Genomic DNA, 15,252 nt, shown 5'->3' with positions numbered 1-15,252 from the left:
CCAGCTACTACGTTCCATCGCTGTCTACTGGTTAGGAATGTGTCTGCTTAGTGGTTTGTATTGACTCTGCCTCTCGGATTCATCTTCGGAGTCACGCCCCGAAGTATTCTCCTGTACCGCCGATAAAGCGCCTGTTCACGCCGACCACGGGCCAACTGTTGGCTTCGGGGACTGTCGCGTAAATTTGACAGTCATTCTTCAGAAACTATTACCTCGTCCATCTTCCTGTTCCCTGTATGAACGCGGCTCTCATCGATCTACTCACGCAGCTCTTCGACGGTATTCCGGGCTGGCAGGCGACGGTTTTGCTCATCGGCATCTCCCTCAGCATGGCGGTCGCCCTCGAGGTCGTCGTTCTCAGGGCGCTGCTTCGATACACCAGTCGGACGAAGACCCAGTACGATCACATTCTCATCGAGGAACTCAGGTTGCCGATCGTCGTGACGGCCGCGCTGGCGGGTGTCTTTCTGCTCACGGAAGTGCTCTCTGTCACCGAAACCGTTCTCGTGACGAAGGACCAGCTAGATACGTTCTTCGGAAAGCCCTCGCTGTCCGTCATCATCGTCGCCTGGGCGTTCGCCTCGAATCGGATCGTCAACCGGTTCGTCGAGGAGGTCAAGGACAAAGGTTCGCGATTCGACTTCGCACCCGTCTTCTCGAACGTCTGGACCCTGATCGTCTCCGCCGGCACAATCGCCGTCTTGCTGTCGGTGTGGGAGTACAGCATCTCGCCGCTGCTCGGCGCCGCCGGCGTCGCGGGCATCGCCGTTGGGTTCGCCGCGAAAGATACCGTGGCAAACTTCTTCGGGGGTATCGCGCTCTACTTCGACGACACCTACAAACTGGGCGACTTTATCGAACTGGATTCCGGGGAGGCGGGCACCGTCGTCTCGGTCGGCATCCGATCGACGACTCTTATGATGCGTGACGAAGTCCTGGTGACGGTTCCGAACTCGGTTCTAAACGCCGCGAAGGTAATCAACCAGTCGGCCCCGAAGCGCCGGAAGCGACTCAAAGTGCCGATCGGCGTCGCCTACGGGACGGACATCGACGCGTTCGAGGAACTCGTTCTCGAAATCGCAGCGGAGGAATCGCTCGTCCTCGACTCGCCGAAGCCGCGGATGCGGTTTCGGTCGTTCGGTAACTCGGCGCTCCAGTACGAACTGCTGTGCTGGGTGGCCTCGCCGACGCGCGCGGCCAAGGCGACGCACAAACTCAACAGAACGATGTACAAGACGCTGACCGAGGCAGATATCGACATTCCGTTCCCCCAGCGCGAGATCCACGTCTCGGACGAGGACGTGATCACCGAGTGGGCGGAACCGACGGCCGAACGGACGGACTCGACGCAGCCGGTACTGGGCGATTCGGACGAATCTCTGCCGGATCCGCGGACGTGACGAGCGGCGGACGGGAGAGAGCGGAAACCGGAGCAACGCACCCGCGACGGTCGGGACACAGGCGGCACGATCGAGTGGTCTTACGCGAGGGGCGCTTCGTCGTCGGCGACGTAGTGACAACCCACCGACTCGGTGTTCTCACTCGCCGCGCGCGCTATCAACACCGCGGTGACGCTGGCGTGCCGGAGTTCGTACAGATCTCGAGCAGTTCGCGTACGGGTATAGGCGTCGACCTCGCCTTTGAGCCGCCTGAGGACGGCGCTCGCGCGTTCGATGTCGTCGGGATCGCGCTCGAGACCCAGATAGTCGTCCATCGTCCGCTTTAGGCGGGTGAACTTCTCCGTGACGAAGCGCTCAGGCAGTTCCGGATCCCGATTCAGGAGGTCGGGAGACTCGACGACCTCGGGTTCGAAGCCGGTCGCGTCCCCGCCCGCTCGGAGGCCCCAGACGAGTCCCTCGAGCAGACTCGTGCTCGCCAGTCGGTTCGCACCGTGGACGCCGGTACGGGCGCACTCGCCGACAGCGTAGAGTCGATCGAGGCTCGTTCGTCCGCGGTCGTCGACGTCGATCCCGCCACAGAGGAAGTGTTCGCACGGCGCGACGGGAATCTCGTCGCCGTCGATACCCCGGTCCCGACACGTCTCGGCGAGGGCGGGAAAGTCGGCCTCGAACTCGAGCGGACTCACGTCGAGGACGACCTCGCCGGTCGCATTGCGTTCGGTCTCGACCCCGCGAGCGACCACGTCCCGCGGCGCGAGGTCGGCCTGCGGATGGACGTCCTCCATGAACCGCTCGCCGTCGGCGTTGCGGAGGACCGCCCCCTCACCGCGGAGGGCTTCGGAGAGGAGGAACGTATCGTCTTGCTCCGCGGCTTCGCCGCTTCGCTTCGAGGCACTTAGCGCCTCGCTTCCCGCGTACGCCGTCGGATGGAACTGGATGTACTCGAGATCATCGACGTCGGCACCTGCGAGGGCGGCCATGGCGATTCCGTCGCCGGTCGCATCGTCGGGATTGGTCGAGCGCCCGTAGAGCGCACCGATGCCGCCCGTTGCGAGGATCGTCGCGCCAGCGTAGATCGGCTTGCCGGTCGGTTCTTCGTCACTGACGATGCCGTGGACGCGCCCCTCGGCGGTGATCAACTCGAGCGCGGCGGTATCCTGGCGGACGTCGATGCGCTCGTGATCGTCGACGTGGTTCAGGAACGGCCGCAAGATGTGCGTGCCGGTCGCGGCGTCGACGTGGAGAATGCGGTACTCGGAGTGGGCGGCTTCCCGCGTGTAGTCGAGCGTGCCGTCGTCGCTCTGATCGAATCCAACCCCGAGGGTGTCGATGAGAACGTCTTCGACGACGTCGTCGGCGTGTTCGACCAGAACGTCGACGGCGTCCGGATCGGCGGTTCCGTCGCTGGCTTCGATGATGTCTTCTTTGAGCGACGGGGGGTTCCCGCGGGTCGTCGAAATGCCGCCCTGTGCCCAGTCGGTGCTCGCATCGTCGGGTTTCGTCGCTTTCGTCACCAGGAGGACGTCCGCGCCCTTCCTGGCGGCCGCGAGCGCGGCTGCACAGCCCGCGATGCCGCTGCCGACGACGAGGACGTCGGTCGTGGTCGCCGTGGCGGTGTCTGTTTCAGTCATGTGTCATTTTCTCAGTTGATTGTGATCAGATCTCGAGCATTCGATCGAGCGCGACGCCCGCGAGTTCCTTCTCCTCGGGTGCGACCTCGATCACGTTGTGTTCACGGCCCTCGGCGAGTTCCTCGAGAACCCAGGTGAGGTAGTTGGGGTCGATCTGGCGCATGGCGTTGCAGTCCATGCAGGCGTCGCCACAGAGCGGTAAGACGTCGACCTCCGGGTGCCAGCGCTGGAGGTGGTTCGTGAGGTGGATTTCGGTACCGATGGCCCAGGTATCGCCGGGGGCTGCGTTTTCGATCGTCTCGCAGATCGTCGCCGTCGATCCGGCCACGTCCGCCGCCTCCACGACTTCGCGGCGACACTCCGGGTGGACGATGACATTCGCATCCGGGTTCGCTTCGCGAATCCGGTCGATGTGATCTACCCGGAACCGCTCGTGAACCTGGCAGTAACCGTCCCAAAGGATGATGTCGCTGTCCGCGACGTCGTCGATGTCTTTGCTCTCAGGGTCCCATGGGTCCCACTCAGCGATTTCGTCTTCCATCCCGAGCCGGTACGCAGTGTTCTCTCCGAGGTGCTTGTCGGGGAGGAACAACACCTTGTCACCCCTCTCGAAGGCGTATTCGAATGCTTTGTGCGCGTTCGAGGAGGTACAGACGAGCCCCCCCTTGCTCGCACAGAACGCCTTCAGGTCCGCGTAGGAGTTCATGTAGGTGATCGGGACGATGTCCGCGTCGGGGGCCGCATCGGTGATTTCAGCCCACGCGCTGTCGACCTGGAGCGCCTCGGCCATTCCCGCCATCGGACACGACGCTTCCATGCTCGGAAGAATCACGGACTGGTCGTCGTCCGTGATAATGTCCGCGCTCTCGGCCATGAACGTCACGCCGCCGAAGATGACGTACTCGGCGTCCGTGTTTGCCGCTTCCTTCGAGAGCTGGTACGAGTCGCCGATGAAGTCGGCGTGTTCGACGATCTCCCGACGCTGGTAGTTGTGACCCAGGATGACGACGTCGTCGCCGAGTTCGGCGAGTGCCGCCTCGATGCGTTCGGTCCGTTCGTCCGCCTCGAGATTCCGGTATCGGGACGGCAGTTGCTCGAGGGTGTCGTATTTGAACAGACTCAAATCGGTTTCTAGCTCCGCCGTTTCCATTTTGACCATTTCACGTCACCTGTGGTTGATCGCATATCAGTGGAGGTCATTGAATAACTTTTTCCTTCGAAAAGGCAGTCTGTGGGAATACCACTAATTGATGCGTTGACCGAAATCTGATCGGCGTTGTATCACCAGACGTGAGAGATATTCGACGACGAGAGTCACGGTTCCGTTCGCTGAAATCCTTTTTTATAGCGTCCGTACCAATTGCATGGGACTCGAAGACGCATTCTCACACTTCACGCGGCGAGACTGGCAGCGCGAACCGGCCCGGGGGAGGATTCGACTCGCCGTCATCGGGGTCGGGTCCTTCGCACGACAGCGTGCGCTCCCCGCGATCGCCGACAGCACCTACTGCGAGACGTCGGTGCTGGTCGCCCGATCCCCAGGACGAGTATCCGACGTCGTCGAGAAGTACGGTGCGAACCACGTTGTCAGTTACGACGGCTTTCTGGCGGGCGATCACGTCGATGCCTACGACGCGATCTATATCGCAGCACCGAACGCCTTTCACGGCCGATACGCCACGACTGCGGCGGAATACGGAAAGCACGTCCTCTGTGAGAAACCGCTCGAGATAACCGTCGATCGTGCGCGGACCGTCGTCGACGCGTGTGCGGACGCCGGCGTGACGTTGATGACCGCCTATCGGTTGCAAACGGAACCGACAGTTCGGCGCACTCGAGAACTCGTCCGCGAGGACGTGATTGGCGACGTCGTGCAGGTTCACGGCGGTTTTTCGCATCCACTTCTGACGGATTCCGGGCCCGACACGTGGCGACTCGATCCCGATATCGCCGGCGGTGGCGCGCTCGTCGACCTCGGAATCTATCCGCTCAACACGATTCGGTTCGTCCTCGACAGCGAGCCAACGGGGGTGTACGCCACCACTCGCTCGGAGGACAGCCCGTTCGCGAACGTCGACGAGCACGTCGCGTTCCAGCTCGACTACGAAACCGACGTGACCGCCTCCTGTACGGCGAGTTTCGACGCTCACGCGAGTAGCGCACTCGAATTCGTCGGCACGGAGGGAATGATCGACATCGAGTCGCCGTTCGGAGGCGTCGTTCCCCAGGAGATGACCATCGAGAGCGGCGACATGCGAATGGAGTACACCGGTCCCAGAATCGACGAAGTTCGCGAAGAGTTCGACTACTTCGGCTATTGCGTGCTAACGGGAACCGATCCCGAACCAGACGGTGAAGACGGGGTCATGGATCTCCGCACAGTCGAGGCCGCCTACGAATCGGCCGAAACCGGCTATCGGGTCGACCTCGAATGAGCGGCCGTTCGAACTGCGCGCTCTCGAGCAGAGTCACGGCGTTCCCGAGACCGTCATTCACGGCCATCTCGGTATCGTCAGTCGTACTACCTCGTCGACCCGCTCGCCACGTCGCGAATGCGACCCGACGGATGACTCGTGACCCGGAGCCGGGCCGAGAAGTCGACCGAACAGTGACCCCCATGCACAGAAGCCGGCACGACCGCGTCCCGATTCGAACTCGAGATATTGCAACGGAGCGCAAACTTGACCTGCCTGCCCGTTGGCCGGTCTATATGCTCGACCGCGAGGGCCGCATCGTCTTTGGCTCGTTTCTGGTGTTCGTCCTGATCCGGGCCAGCTCACTCGTCCTCGAGCTTCAGCTCGGGGTCGCGCTTCGCGACCAACCGCTTCCGTCGCTGTTCCTCTTTGCCGGCGTCGCCGTGGCACTGCCGCAGCTCTATCTCGCGTCGATCGAAGGCGGTGCCGGGCCCACGTCGCAAAGTAGACTCCGCTTCGCAGCGATCGCGACGGCCGCGTTCGCCGTCGCGTTCGCCGACAGCGCAGCCGGACTGCAGTCCCTGCTGATCGGTGCCATCGGCGTCGGCTCGATACTCGGGCTGCTCTGTTACGAGACGCTCGGCGGATATCGATCCTCGAGTACCGACTGGTCGCTCGACCTGAGCGATCGGTAACGGAGCGTGGGAATCAGCAACTGTTAGGACGCCCCACCGTCTCGACCCATCCATGACAGACCCCGAGGACATAGCCGAGCGGGTGCGCGACGGCGACCTCAGACTGCACGAACTCGAGGACCACGCAGATCACGATACGGCGGCCGAAGCGCGCCGAGTACTCGTCGAACGCGAATCGGGAGCCGAACTCGAGGCGATCGGCGACTATGCGTTCGCCGCGGAGCGGGCCGACCCGAATATCGAGAACATGATCGGCGCTGCGCAGGTTCCGATGGGCGTCGTGGGCCCCGTTCCTGTGGACGGTGGCGCGGCCGACGGCGAACACTACTTGCCGCTCGCGACGACCGAGGGTGCGCTGCTGGCGTCGGTCAATCGTGGACTCGGCGTGATCCGCGCCGCGGGCGGAGCCGAGGCGCGCGTCACCAAGAACGGGATGACTCGCGCACCCGTGTTTCGCGTCGACGGCGTCGTCGAGGCCGCCGAGACCGTCGAGTGGGTCGCGGACAACGTCGAGGCGCTGCGGGAGGCTGCCGAATCGACGACGAATCACGGTGAACTGCTCGATATCGAGCCGTACGTTGTCGGCGATTCGGTCTTCTTGCGCTTCGCCTACGACACCAAGGACGCGATGGGCATGAACATGGCCACAATCGCCACCGGAAAAGCCTGTGAACTCATCGAGGCCGAAACCCCCGCATCGCTCGTAGCGCTGTCGGGGAATCTCTGCTCGGACAAGAAACCGGCCGCCGTCAACGCCGTCGAGGGCCGGGGCCGCTCCGTGACCGCGGACGTCCTGGTTCCCGGCGACCTCGTCGAGGAGCGACTTCACACGACCGCCGAGGCCATTGCGGAGGCTAACATGCGCAAGAACCTGATCGGCAGCGCCAAAGCGGGCAGTCTCGGGTTCAACGCCCACGCGGCCAACGTCGTTGGCTCCGCCTTCCTCGCGACCGGCCAGGACGAGGCGCAGGTCGTCGAGGCTGCCAACACCATCACTACGATGGACGCGCGCAAACGCGCCGACGGCACATCGGATCTCTACGCCAGCGTCTCGCTCGCCTCGCTCGAGGTCGGCACCGTCGGCGGCGGGACCAAACTGCCGACGCAGGCCGAGGCGCTCGATATCCTCGGTCTTCGGGGCGGCGGTGACCCGCCAGGATCGAACGCCGACGCACTCGCCGAAATCATCGCCGTCGGTGCGCTCGCCGGCGAACTCTCGTTACTCGGCGCGCTCTCCTCGAGACACCTCGCGAGCGCACACGAGGACCTCGGTCGCTGACAGTCGCGGTCGACAGCACCACCCCCCGCGTCCGCGAATCACAGTAATCGATACCGGCCACGGCTCTCACTGACGACCCCGCGTCGCACGAGTTTCTCGAGCGCATTTCTGACGTACTCGGCTGACACACCGCGTTCTCCGGCGTACGCGACGACTTCGTCCTCCGTCGGCCGGTCGAGGGCCTCGATCGATCCCTCGACGATTTCCTTTTTGCTCCCATCGTGGACTGGGCATCGCGGATCGCGTTCCCCCGCTGCCTCCACCTCCTCGACGTCGAGACCCGATTCCTCGAGATACTCCGTCTCGTCGACGACGCCGTCAGCGACGTCAGCCTCGAGATCCGCGAAGGAATCGAGTCTCGCGAAGGCGTCGCCCTCACCTTGGCGATTCGCGAGCATCGAAGCCCGGACGTCGCGAGCGTGGGCGGCGTCTTCGGTTTCGACGAACTTCTTGCGCTTCTCGTAGGCCTTGCGCGAACCACAGCGAGGGCACTGGGTCGTCTCCGAGCGCCCCTCGATGATCCAGAGGTTCGAACACCCGCTACAGCCGACGACAGCGTACATGGCTCAAGGTGGGCCGTCCGCGTAGTTCAAGCTTCGGCAAGCGAGGCGGAAGTAGTCCGGGGTCCGTCGCTCGGGACGATAGCCGGTCGTCCGGAACGACGACCGGCCGTTCAGTGCGCCGAGACGTCGGAGACGATGGTGAGGCAGTACACGCCGGCGAGGATGAGCCCGACGCCCGCGACGGCCGCTGCATCGAGTCGTTCGTCGAACACGACGACGCCAATCGACGCCATGCCGACGATACCGAGTGCGGCCCACGTCGCGTACACGACGCCGACCGGTAACTCCTCGAGGGTCAGAGAGAGCAGATAGAACGCGGCGCCGTAGCCGACCACCACGCCGAGACTCGCGAACGGCCGTGAGAATCCCTCGGATAGTTTGAGCGCCGTCGTTCCGAACAGTTCCGACACGATCGCTCCGACGAGTGCCGCGTACGGGTTCATACGCTCCGATACTGACATCGGTTTTATATGTATTCCGGAACTCGGGCCGAAATCGACCGACGAGACGACGTCGTCGCAATCGGCGGGCCGGCCTGCTCCGGTAAGGCAGCGAGTTCCGCGGGCACAGTTGGAACCAGCGGAGCAGCTAGTCCGTGGGCACGGCCGGATCCGTAGACATCACGGGAATCATGGGAGACGGCGGAGCCGCTGAATCCGCGAAATTATGTGCTATGGCGTCGATACGAGCCATGTATGGAGCACGTTTCCCTGACCGACCTCGAGTCCACGGAGGCCGCAGCGGGCGTCCACCTGGCGCTAATGGCTGGGACCGAATCGATGAACGTTCAGCACTTCGAAATCGAACCCGGCGCAGTCGTCGACGAACACAGCCACCCCCACGAGCAAACGGGATACATCGTCGACGGCGAATTGACCTTCATCGTCGACGGAGAGGAGTTCGTCTGCGGACCCAGGGACTCCTACGGAATACCGGGCGATCAGGCCCATGCCGCGGAGAACCGCGGCGACGTTACTGTCCGTGGTATCGATATTTTCAGCCCGCCACGGGAGAATCCGAACTGGCGCGACGACTGATACGGTCTGCTGTACCGATGTACCGGTGCATCCGCAGGACGGTCGCGGTTGCACCGGCAATGACGTACAGTAGTCCGTATGAAACCGCTACAACACGACGGCCGTGACCAACGTGAAGAAAACGAGTAGTCCACCACCGGTGATGGTGACCGTAATCGCCAGCGGGAGCAGCATTCGACTCACCGTTAGGAGCGTATTGGCCGTGGATTCGACCGCGTTCCCGGGGCCCTGCAGTTCCTGTTCCATAGTATCGAAGCCCACAGATTGGCCCTTGAAAGTCAGTCAGACGCTCGAAAGACACCGGCCGCGCGATGCTCGGGCCTCGAGACCCAGCGATCGGAACGTGCGACGTGTGAGCGCCGCGACAGAGCGGCGTCCGCTATCTGGCGCTCCAGCCGTCCGATACGGTCTCCCGCCCGCTCACTCGAGCGACTTTCGCATCTCGACGTGAGGAATCTCGGCCTCCACGAACTCCTCACCGCGTCGCTCGTAGTCGAGTCCACGGTAGAATTCCGCGACCCGGGTCTGTGAGTGGAGCGTCACCGTCGCAAAGCCCATCGTCTCGGCCTGCTGCTCGAGCGCTGCCATCAACGCGCGGCCGATGCCCATCTCGCGTCGCGACTCGCGGACCGCGACGCGTTCGATTTTGCCGACACCGTCCTCGTACTCGCGGAGCCGTGCAGCACCGATCGGATCGTCATCGTCGTACGCGACGACGTGAACGGCCGTCTCGTCGTGCTCGTCGCACTCCAGTTCCTCGTCGACGCCCTGTTCGTCGACGAATACCTCGTGACGGACCGCGAAGGCGGCTTCGCGGTCCCGTTCGGACTCGGCAATGCGAACCTCGAGATCGTCCATCGGTGGTGCATACACGTGCCGGGAGCGAGAATCTTGTCCTTTCGGTACCGCGGGACAACTGGCGAACCGACACAGCGGAGACTGTTCGAGAACAGTGGGCCGAAAGAAAATACAGAAGATTACTGTAGCCGCCGGTGACGCACTCTACGAAAGTTTCTCGATGTTGGCGACGACTTCCGCGGCGTACTCGCTGGTGGCGAGTTTCTCGGCGTCGTCGAGCTGGCGCTCAAGGTCGTAGGTGACCTTTCCGGACGAAATCGTTTCCTCGACGGCGTCGCGGACGAGGTCGGCGGCGTCCTGCCAGCCCATGTACTCGAGCATCATGCGACCCGAGAGGATCATAGCGGTCGGGTTGACCTTGTCCTGGCCCTCGTACTTGGGTGCGGAGCCGTGGACCGGTTCGGCGAGCAAGAGCCCGTCGCCGAAGTTCGAACCGGGGGCGATACCGAGGCCGCCGATCTGTGCGCCGGCGGCGTCGGACAGGTAATCCCCGTTCAGGTTCATCGTCGCGATGACGTCGTACTGGTCGGTTCGGGTCAGCAGCTGCTGGAGCATGTTGTCGGCGATGCGGTCGTTGACGACGACCGCGTCCTCGGGCTGTTCGCCGTCGCGCTCCTCCCAGAGGGTGTCCTCGGTGATGACTTCGTCGCCGTATTCCTCTTCAGCGACCTCGTAGCCCCAGTCGCGGAACTGGCCCTCGGTGAACTTCATGATGTTACCCTTGTGAACCAGGGTGACTGAATCTCGGTCGTGCTCGAGGGCGTAGTCGATGGCGCGGCGGACGAGACGTTTCGTCCCGAACTCCGTGATCGGCTTGATCCCGATGCCGACGGGGCCGTCGTGAATGACGCCGGAAGCGCCCATCTCGTCTTCGACGAACTCCTTGACCTGCTCGACCTCGTCGGAGCCGGCTTCCCACTCGATGCCCGCGTAGACGTCTTCCGTGTTCTCACGGAAGGTGACCATGTCCATCTTCTCGGGTTCCGAGACGGGAGACGGAACGCCCTCGAGATGGTAGGTCGGGCGAACGTTCGCGTAGAGGTCGAGCAGTTTGCGAAGACCGACGTTCAGCGACCGGAACCCGGCGCCCACTGGCGTCGTCAGCGGGCCCTTGATCGCGACGCGGTGTTCTTTGATGGCGTCGACGGTCTCCTGTGGAAGGTTCTCGTCGTACTTCTCGCGGGCGGATTCGCCGGCGTAGACACGCATCCAGTTGATCTCGCGGCCGGTCGCCTCCGCGGCAGCCTCGAGCACTTTCTGTGCGGCGGGACCGACGTCGCTTCCCACACCGTCGCCGTAGATAATCGGAATAATCGGGTTGTCAGGCACCTCGAGTTCGGTTTCGGTCCCCTCTTTCAACGTGATCTTCTCCCCCTCTTCTGGTTCCTCGATCTTGTCGTAGCTCATTTCGTCTACACGGTTCTCCGACGGGGGTAAAAGGTCTACCATTTCCGTCTCGGACCGGCAAAAATTGAATCTCAGCCGTTCGCGTCAAACACGTCGTTACCGTCGGAATCAGGCCGTTGAACGGTCTCACATGCGCCGATACGTGCTGACGGCGACGGCGCTTTTCTCGAGAGAACGGATGAGAGCGGCGCACAATCAGCACTTCGCAACCGGGAGAGTGTCGTGGGCCGCAGACCGCGTCCGGTCCGTGACCGTGCTCGTTACTCGGAGAAAACGGGTGACCGCTCGTGCTATCTCTCGAGCGGACGAATCGAGTGGTAAGAGGCCGATTACGTGCGAATCGGACCGCTGGCGTCTCTCACGCCACTCGATCCGAGACGGTCATGCGGTATAACCCGTGGCGACCGTTTCACGGAACCGGGGGCCGATATCCGCCGTTTCTTCTGTGAACGATCAACTCCGGGAATTGTCCACTCGGATTCAACCGGGTCTCGACGGGTATCCCGTACCGGACGGTACTGGCAGTGCTGTGGAAGGGTGATACCGTCGAGGTGACCCGCGGTGAAATGGTACAATTGAGGTGGCTCGTGATGGAGCGGTACGTGGAACGGTACGATCGAGTGTCGGCGAACGGAATACGAGTCCAATCGACGGTGAATCGAGTGCGCACTGCTTCGTGGACGCGGCGTGCTCACGTGCGCGCTCTTACCACGATGCGGTACTGGTGAAACTGTTAGGGATTACCGCCACTTCGAGTGGCTGCGATCGTCGTTCGACGAGAGGCGGAACCTCTTTTTGTCGATCGGTCCAACCCGAGTGCATGACCGAATCCGAGGTGGACCTCGAGTCCGAGCAATACGAGAAACACCGCGAAGCGGGAGCGATCCTCGCACAGGTACGCGATGAAACGGCCGAACGCGTCGAAGTCGGCGTAAGCCACCTCGAAATCGCCGAGTGGGCCGAAGACAGGATCCGCGAACTCGGTGGGGAACCCGCCTTTCCCGTCAATATCTCCGTCGACGAGGAGGCGGCCCACGCGACGCCGTCGATCGACGACGAGACGACCTTCGGCGAAGAGATGATCAACCTCGATATCGGCGTCCACGTCGATGGCTGGCTGGCAGACACCGCGATCACTGTCGACCTCTCCGGCAACCCGGAACTCGCCGAGGCGTCCGAACAGGCGCTCGAGGCGGCCCTCGAGGTGATCGAACCGGGCGTCGACACCGGGGACATTGGCGCGGAGATCGAAGACGTCATCGACGGGTACGGCTACAACCCCGTCGTCAACCTGACCGGCCACGGACTGGGTCACTGGGAGCAACATACCAGCCCGAACATCCCCAATCGCGCCGTCTCACAGGGGACGACACTCGAGGTTGGCGACGTCGTCGCGATCGAGCCGTTCGCAACCGACGGTGGCGGAAAGGTCACCGAAGGCGGCAGCGAGGAAATCTTCTCGCTCGAGCACGAAGGCACCGTGCGCAACAGACAGGCTCGTGACGCGTTAGAACAAATCACCGAGGAGTTTCGCACTCTGCCGTTCGCGACGCGCTGGCTCGAGACCGACCGGCCGGAAATGGCGCTACGCAGACTCAAACGCAACGATATCGTTCACGGCTATCCGGTCCTCAAAGAAGACGACGGCTTCCTGGTCAGCCAGAAAGAACATACGATTATCGTCACCGAGGACGGGTGTGAGGTAACGACTGCGTAACTCTGTGGAAATTCGAATCGGTAATAAAGAGATCGATCGAGACGTCCTCGTCGAATTGAGAAGATGGGCGGGGCCGAATATTCAGTGCGGTTCGTCGTTCGGGCGTCGCCGGCCAATCAGGCATTGTTCATCCGCTGGCTCGTGCGACTCCCACACCGCTGGCATTCGGCTACGCGGTAGGGCTCACGTGAGAACTGTGCGTTCTCCGTCTTCAGACTCTCCGTCCGTATCTGGACCGAGACTTCGTGGAGGGTTTCCAGGTCGCATTCCGTGCAGTATTCGGTCAACCCGTTGAATGAGTTGTCGGTCGTTGCCATTAATAGATTACTTGTTATAGACACCTCTTAAACCCATTCTTCATTTTGGAAACTGAGTGTCGAAATCAAACACAGCAAATCAGCATGTTATTAAAAGGGCCTGAGAGAATTTAATACCGCTTATCCGGCCGTACATGTGGTTTTTCCGACATATACGCCTCTTACAGAAACTTTTCGAGAGTCGCTTGTCGCCGCCCTCGGCTGGAACGGACGGACTGTAATGCTTTAGGATACCCTGGAGTGAGAAGGAGTATGGAACAGGTCTTCGCACCGTGGCGGATCGAGTGGATCAAGCGCGACGAGAAAAACCCGACCGTCGACGAGTGTGTCTTCTGTGAACTCCCCGAACAGGAACGCGACCGGGAAAATAGGATCGTTGCACGCACCGAAAACGCGTTCGTCATGCTGAACAATTATCCGTACAATCCGGGCCACGCGATGGTTGTTCCCCACACCCATACCGGCGAGTACGCCGCCCTTGAAGAGGACGTGCTCCTCGATCACGCGCGCCTGAAACAACGAACGTTCGACGCGCTCGAGGAGGCGTTCGACCCGGACGGATTCAATGCCGGCGTGAATCTCGGCGACGGGGCCGGCGGTTCGATAGACGATCATCTGCACACCCACGTCGTCCCGCGCTGGCAGGGCGACACCAACTTCATGCCCGTCATCAGCGACACGACGGTGATCGTCGAAGCGCTCGTGGAGACGTACGATCACCTCCACGAGTCCTTTGGCGCTCAAGACGGTGCAACCGTCTCCGACGAGCGCGGTGCCGTCACGTTCGATTGACGGATCAGCGTCGATTTGCGCTCGCAGTCGATGCCAATAACGCGTATCGTGTTCCGTCACGACCACGTCGTCTCTGCCTCGAAGGCGGACGTTCTCCTCACACTTCCGTAATCAGCAAACTGGGCCGGACAACCGGACACTTTTGTTATCCGTTGCCGTGTGTGTTTGTAGCATGGATTACGAAGTGGTCCACACCGAGGACGTACCGATCACCGACCTTTCCGACGAGGATGAGATCCCGCCGGATCTACGCATCCGGGCGCTCGACGAGGTCTTCGATACCGACTCGCTCAATATCAAGCTCTGGTACTTCGAACCCGGCGAAGAGATCCGGTATCACGCACACAGCGAACAGGAGGAACTGTTCTACGTTCTGGAGGGACAGTTCTCGCTGAAACTCGGCCGCTCAGGCGAGGAGGAGTACGTCGACGCCGGCCCGGGGACGTTCTGGATCGCGAAACCCGAAATCGGTCACGGTCATCGAAACGTGGGCGACGAGGAGGGGGTCATTCTGGCGCTCGGTGCACCGGCAGTCGAAGACCCCGGGCTCGATCCACATCGCTTGGACGACGGTGACGACGAATAGCGGGTGACGACGAAGCGCAGCGTGTAACCTCTCGAAGTGACGTCAGGCGTACGATGTCTCGAGGTAATCGAGGATGCGTTCGGATTCTGCCATCGTCACGCCGTGTCCGTCGTCGACGACGACGGGTACCTGCCGCTGGCCCGACACGCGTTTGACCTCGTTGCGCTTCGAGTGAAGCCCCTCGACCCAGATACTTTCGTAGTCGACGTCGAGTTCGTCGAGGCGATCCACGACGTGTTCACAGAACGGGCATCCTTCTAACCGATAGAGCGTGACCATGGACGATCCTACGGCGCAGAGCGCCAAAAGGATGGGTGCCACCCGAGTCGCGTCGAACCGAACCGCAGCAATCCCGCAGCGTCGCCGCTTGGACTGACCTCGGACGTGTCACTGTTTGTATGATACATCCGATTCGTCGTTCCAGGCCGCGACCGATGGACGGGTGCTCGTATCGCGAGGCGTTGGACGATACATTCATCGAGACGAACCGCGGTGTCGAAGCGCAGATTGCGCACGCTCTCGAGGGTGGAACGGAATATTTCGACCCTCCGATCGG

General features: G+C 62.1%; 17 protein-coding genes. 8 read left to right on the top strand and 9 right to left on the bottom strand.

All coding sequences use genetic code 11. The features are described from left to right. Positions 1-236: 236 nt before the first annotated feature. Positions 237-1,400, top strand: coding sequence for a mechanosensitive ion channel family protein (locus NJU76_RS11380; RefSeq protein ID WP_254528586.1), 1,164 nt, complete (start codon positions 237-239; stop codon positions 1,398-1,400). An 80-nt stretch (positions 1,401-1,480) separates the two neighbouring features. On the opposite strand, the gene NJU76_RS11375 is transcribed toward NJU76_RS11380, so the two are convergent. Further along, complete coding sequence (locus NJU76_RS11375) at positions 1,481-3,031, bottom strand: L-aspartate oxidase (protein ID WP_254528584.1); 1,551 nt, start codon at positions 3,029-3,031, stop codon at positions 1,481-1,483. Positions 3,032-3,056: 25 nt separating this feature from the next. Further along, the gene (nadA, locus tag NJU76_RS11370; protein ID WP_254528582.1) at positions 3,057-4,190 is read right to left on the bottom strand and encodes a quinolinate synthase NadA; all 1,134 of its coding nucleotides are present in this window, start codon (positions 4,188-4,190) and stop codon (positions 3,057-3,059) included. Between the two features lie 205 nt (positions 4,191-4,395). On the opposite strand from nadA, the gene gfo6 reads away from it, so the two are divergent. The 3 genes from gfo6 (at position 4,396) to hmgA (ending at position 7,419) form a co-directional block, all read left to right on the top strand. Continuing rightward, on the top strand, positions 4,396-5,466 hold the full coding sequence (gene gfo6, locus NJU76_RS11365) for a D-xylose 1-dehydrogenase Gfo6 (protein WP_254528580.1): 1,071 nt from the start codon (positions 4,396-4,398) through the stop codon (positions 5,464-5,466). 275 nt (positions 5,467-5,741) lie between these two features. Beyond that, entirely contained in the window at positions 5,742-6,140 is a 399-nt protein-coding gene (locus NJU76_RS11360; protein WP_254528578.1) for a hypothetical protein, read from the top strand. A gap of 52 nt (positions 6,141-6,192) precedes the next feature. Beyond that, positions 6,193-7,419: a hydroxymethylglutaryl-CoA reductase (NADPH) gene (gene hmgA, locus NJU76_RS11355; protein WP_254528576.1), complete on the top strand. Its 1,227-nt coding sequence runs from the start codon at positions 6,193-6,195 to the stop codon at positions 7,417-7,419. Positions 7,420-7,457: 38 nt separating this feature from the next. Here hmgA and NJU76_RS11350 read toward each other — a convergent pair whose 3' ends face one another. Beyond that, entirely contained in the window at positions 7,458-7,982 is a 525-nt protein-coding gene (locus NJU76_RS11350; protein ID WP_254528574.1) for a DUF5817 domain-containing protein, read from the bottom strand. Positions 7,983-8,092: 110 nt separating this feature from the next. Next, complete coding sequence (locus NJU76_RS11345) at positions 8,093-8,425, bottom strand: DMT family transporter (RefSeq protein ID WP_254528572.1); 333 nt, start codon at positions 8,423-8,425, stop codon at positions 8,093-8,095. Between the two features lie 252 nt (positions 8,426-8,677). On the opposite strand from NJU76_RS11345, the gene NJU76_RS11340 reads away from it, so the two are divergent. Then, entirely contained in the window at positions 8,678-9,019 is a 342-nt protein-coding gene (locus NJU76_RS11340; protein WP_254528570.1) for a cupin domain-containing protein, read from the top strand. Between the two features lie 87 nt (positions 9,020-9,106). Here NJU76_RS11340 and NJU76_RS11335 read toward each other — a convergent pair whose 3' ends face one another. The 3 genes from NJU76_RS11335 to icd all read right to left on the bottom strand — a co-directional run bounded on the left by NJU76_RS11335 (position 9,107) and on the right by icd (position 11,284). Next, positions 9,107-9,265, bottom strand: a complete 159-nt coding sequence (locus NJU76_RS11335) for a hypothetical protein (protein ID WP_254528568.1) — start codon at positions 9,263-9,265, stop codon at positions 9,107-9,109. Positions 9,266-9,439: 174 nt separating this feature from the next. After that, a complete protein-coding gene (locus NJU76_RS11330) occupies positions 9,440-9,877 on the bottom strand; it encodes a GNAT family N-acetyltransferase (RefSeq protein WP_254528566.1) in 438 nt (145 codons plus the stop codon). Between the two features lie 144 nt (positions 9,878-10,021). Beyond that, entirely contained in the window at positions 10,022-11,284 is a 1,263-nt protein-coding gene (gene icd / locus NJU76_RS11325; protein WP_254528564.1) for an isocitrate dehydrogenase (NADP(+)), read from the bottom strand. 820 nt (positions 11,285-12,104) lie between these two features. Between icd and map the strand changes: the two genes are divergently transcribed. Next, the gene (map, locus tag NJU76_RS11320) at positions 12,105-13,001 is read left to right on the top strand and encodes a type II methionyl aminopeptidase (RefSeq protein WP_254528562.1); all 897 of its coding nucleotides are present in this window, start codon (positions 12,105-12,107) and stop codon (positions 12,999-13,001) included. Between the two features lie 116 nt (positions 13,002-13,117). Here map and NJU76_RS11315 read toward each other — a convergent pair whose 3' ends face one another. Then, complete coding sequence (locus NJU76_RS11315) at positions 13,118-13,318, bottom strand: DUF7835 family putative zinc beta-ribbon protein (protein WP_254528560.1); 201 nt, start codon at positions 13,316-13,318, stop codon at positions 13,118-13,120. Between the two features lie 252 nt (positions 13,319-13,570). On the opposite strand from NJU76_RS11315, the gene NJU76_RS11310 reads away from it, so the two are divergent. Together NJU76_RS11310 and NJU76_RS11305 are read left to right on the top strand one after the other, a co-directional pair. Next, positions 13,571-14,110 carry an HIT family protein gene (locus tag NJU76_RS11310; protein ID WP_254528558.1) on the top strand — a complete coding sequence of 180 codons (540 nt, stop codon included), beginning with the start codon at positions 13,571-13,573 and terminating at the stop codon, positions 14,108-14,110. 172 nt (positions 14,111-14,282) lie between these two features. After that, positions 14,283-14,696: a cupin domain-containing protein gene (locus NJU76_RS11305; RefSeq protein WP_254528556.1), complete on the top strand. Its 414-nt coding sequence runs from the start codon at positions 14,283-14,285 to the stop codon at positions 14,694-14,696. A 42-nt stretch (positions 14,697-14,738) separates the two neighbouring features. Here NJU76_RS11305 and NJU76_RS11300 read toward each other — a convergent pair whose 3' ends face one another. Next, complete coding sequence (locus NJU76_RS11300) at positions 14,739-14,975, bottom strand: glutaredoxin family protein (RefSeq protein ID WP_254528554.1); 237 nt, start codon at positions 14,973-14,975, stop codon at positions 14,739-14,741. Positions 14,976-15,252 lie beyond the last annotated feature (277 nt).

The sequence above is a fragment of the Natrinema gelatinilyticum genome, from assembly GCF_024266705.1.
GTDB classification, from domain to species: Archaea; Halobacteriota; Halobacteria; order Halobacteriales; family Natrialbaceae; genus Natrinema; species Natrinema gelatinilyticum.
Note: the sequence above shows the minus strand (reverse complement) of the source record. Positions and strands in the feature narration are given on the sequence as shown.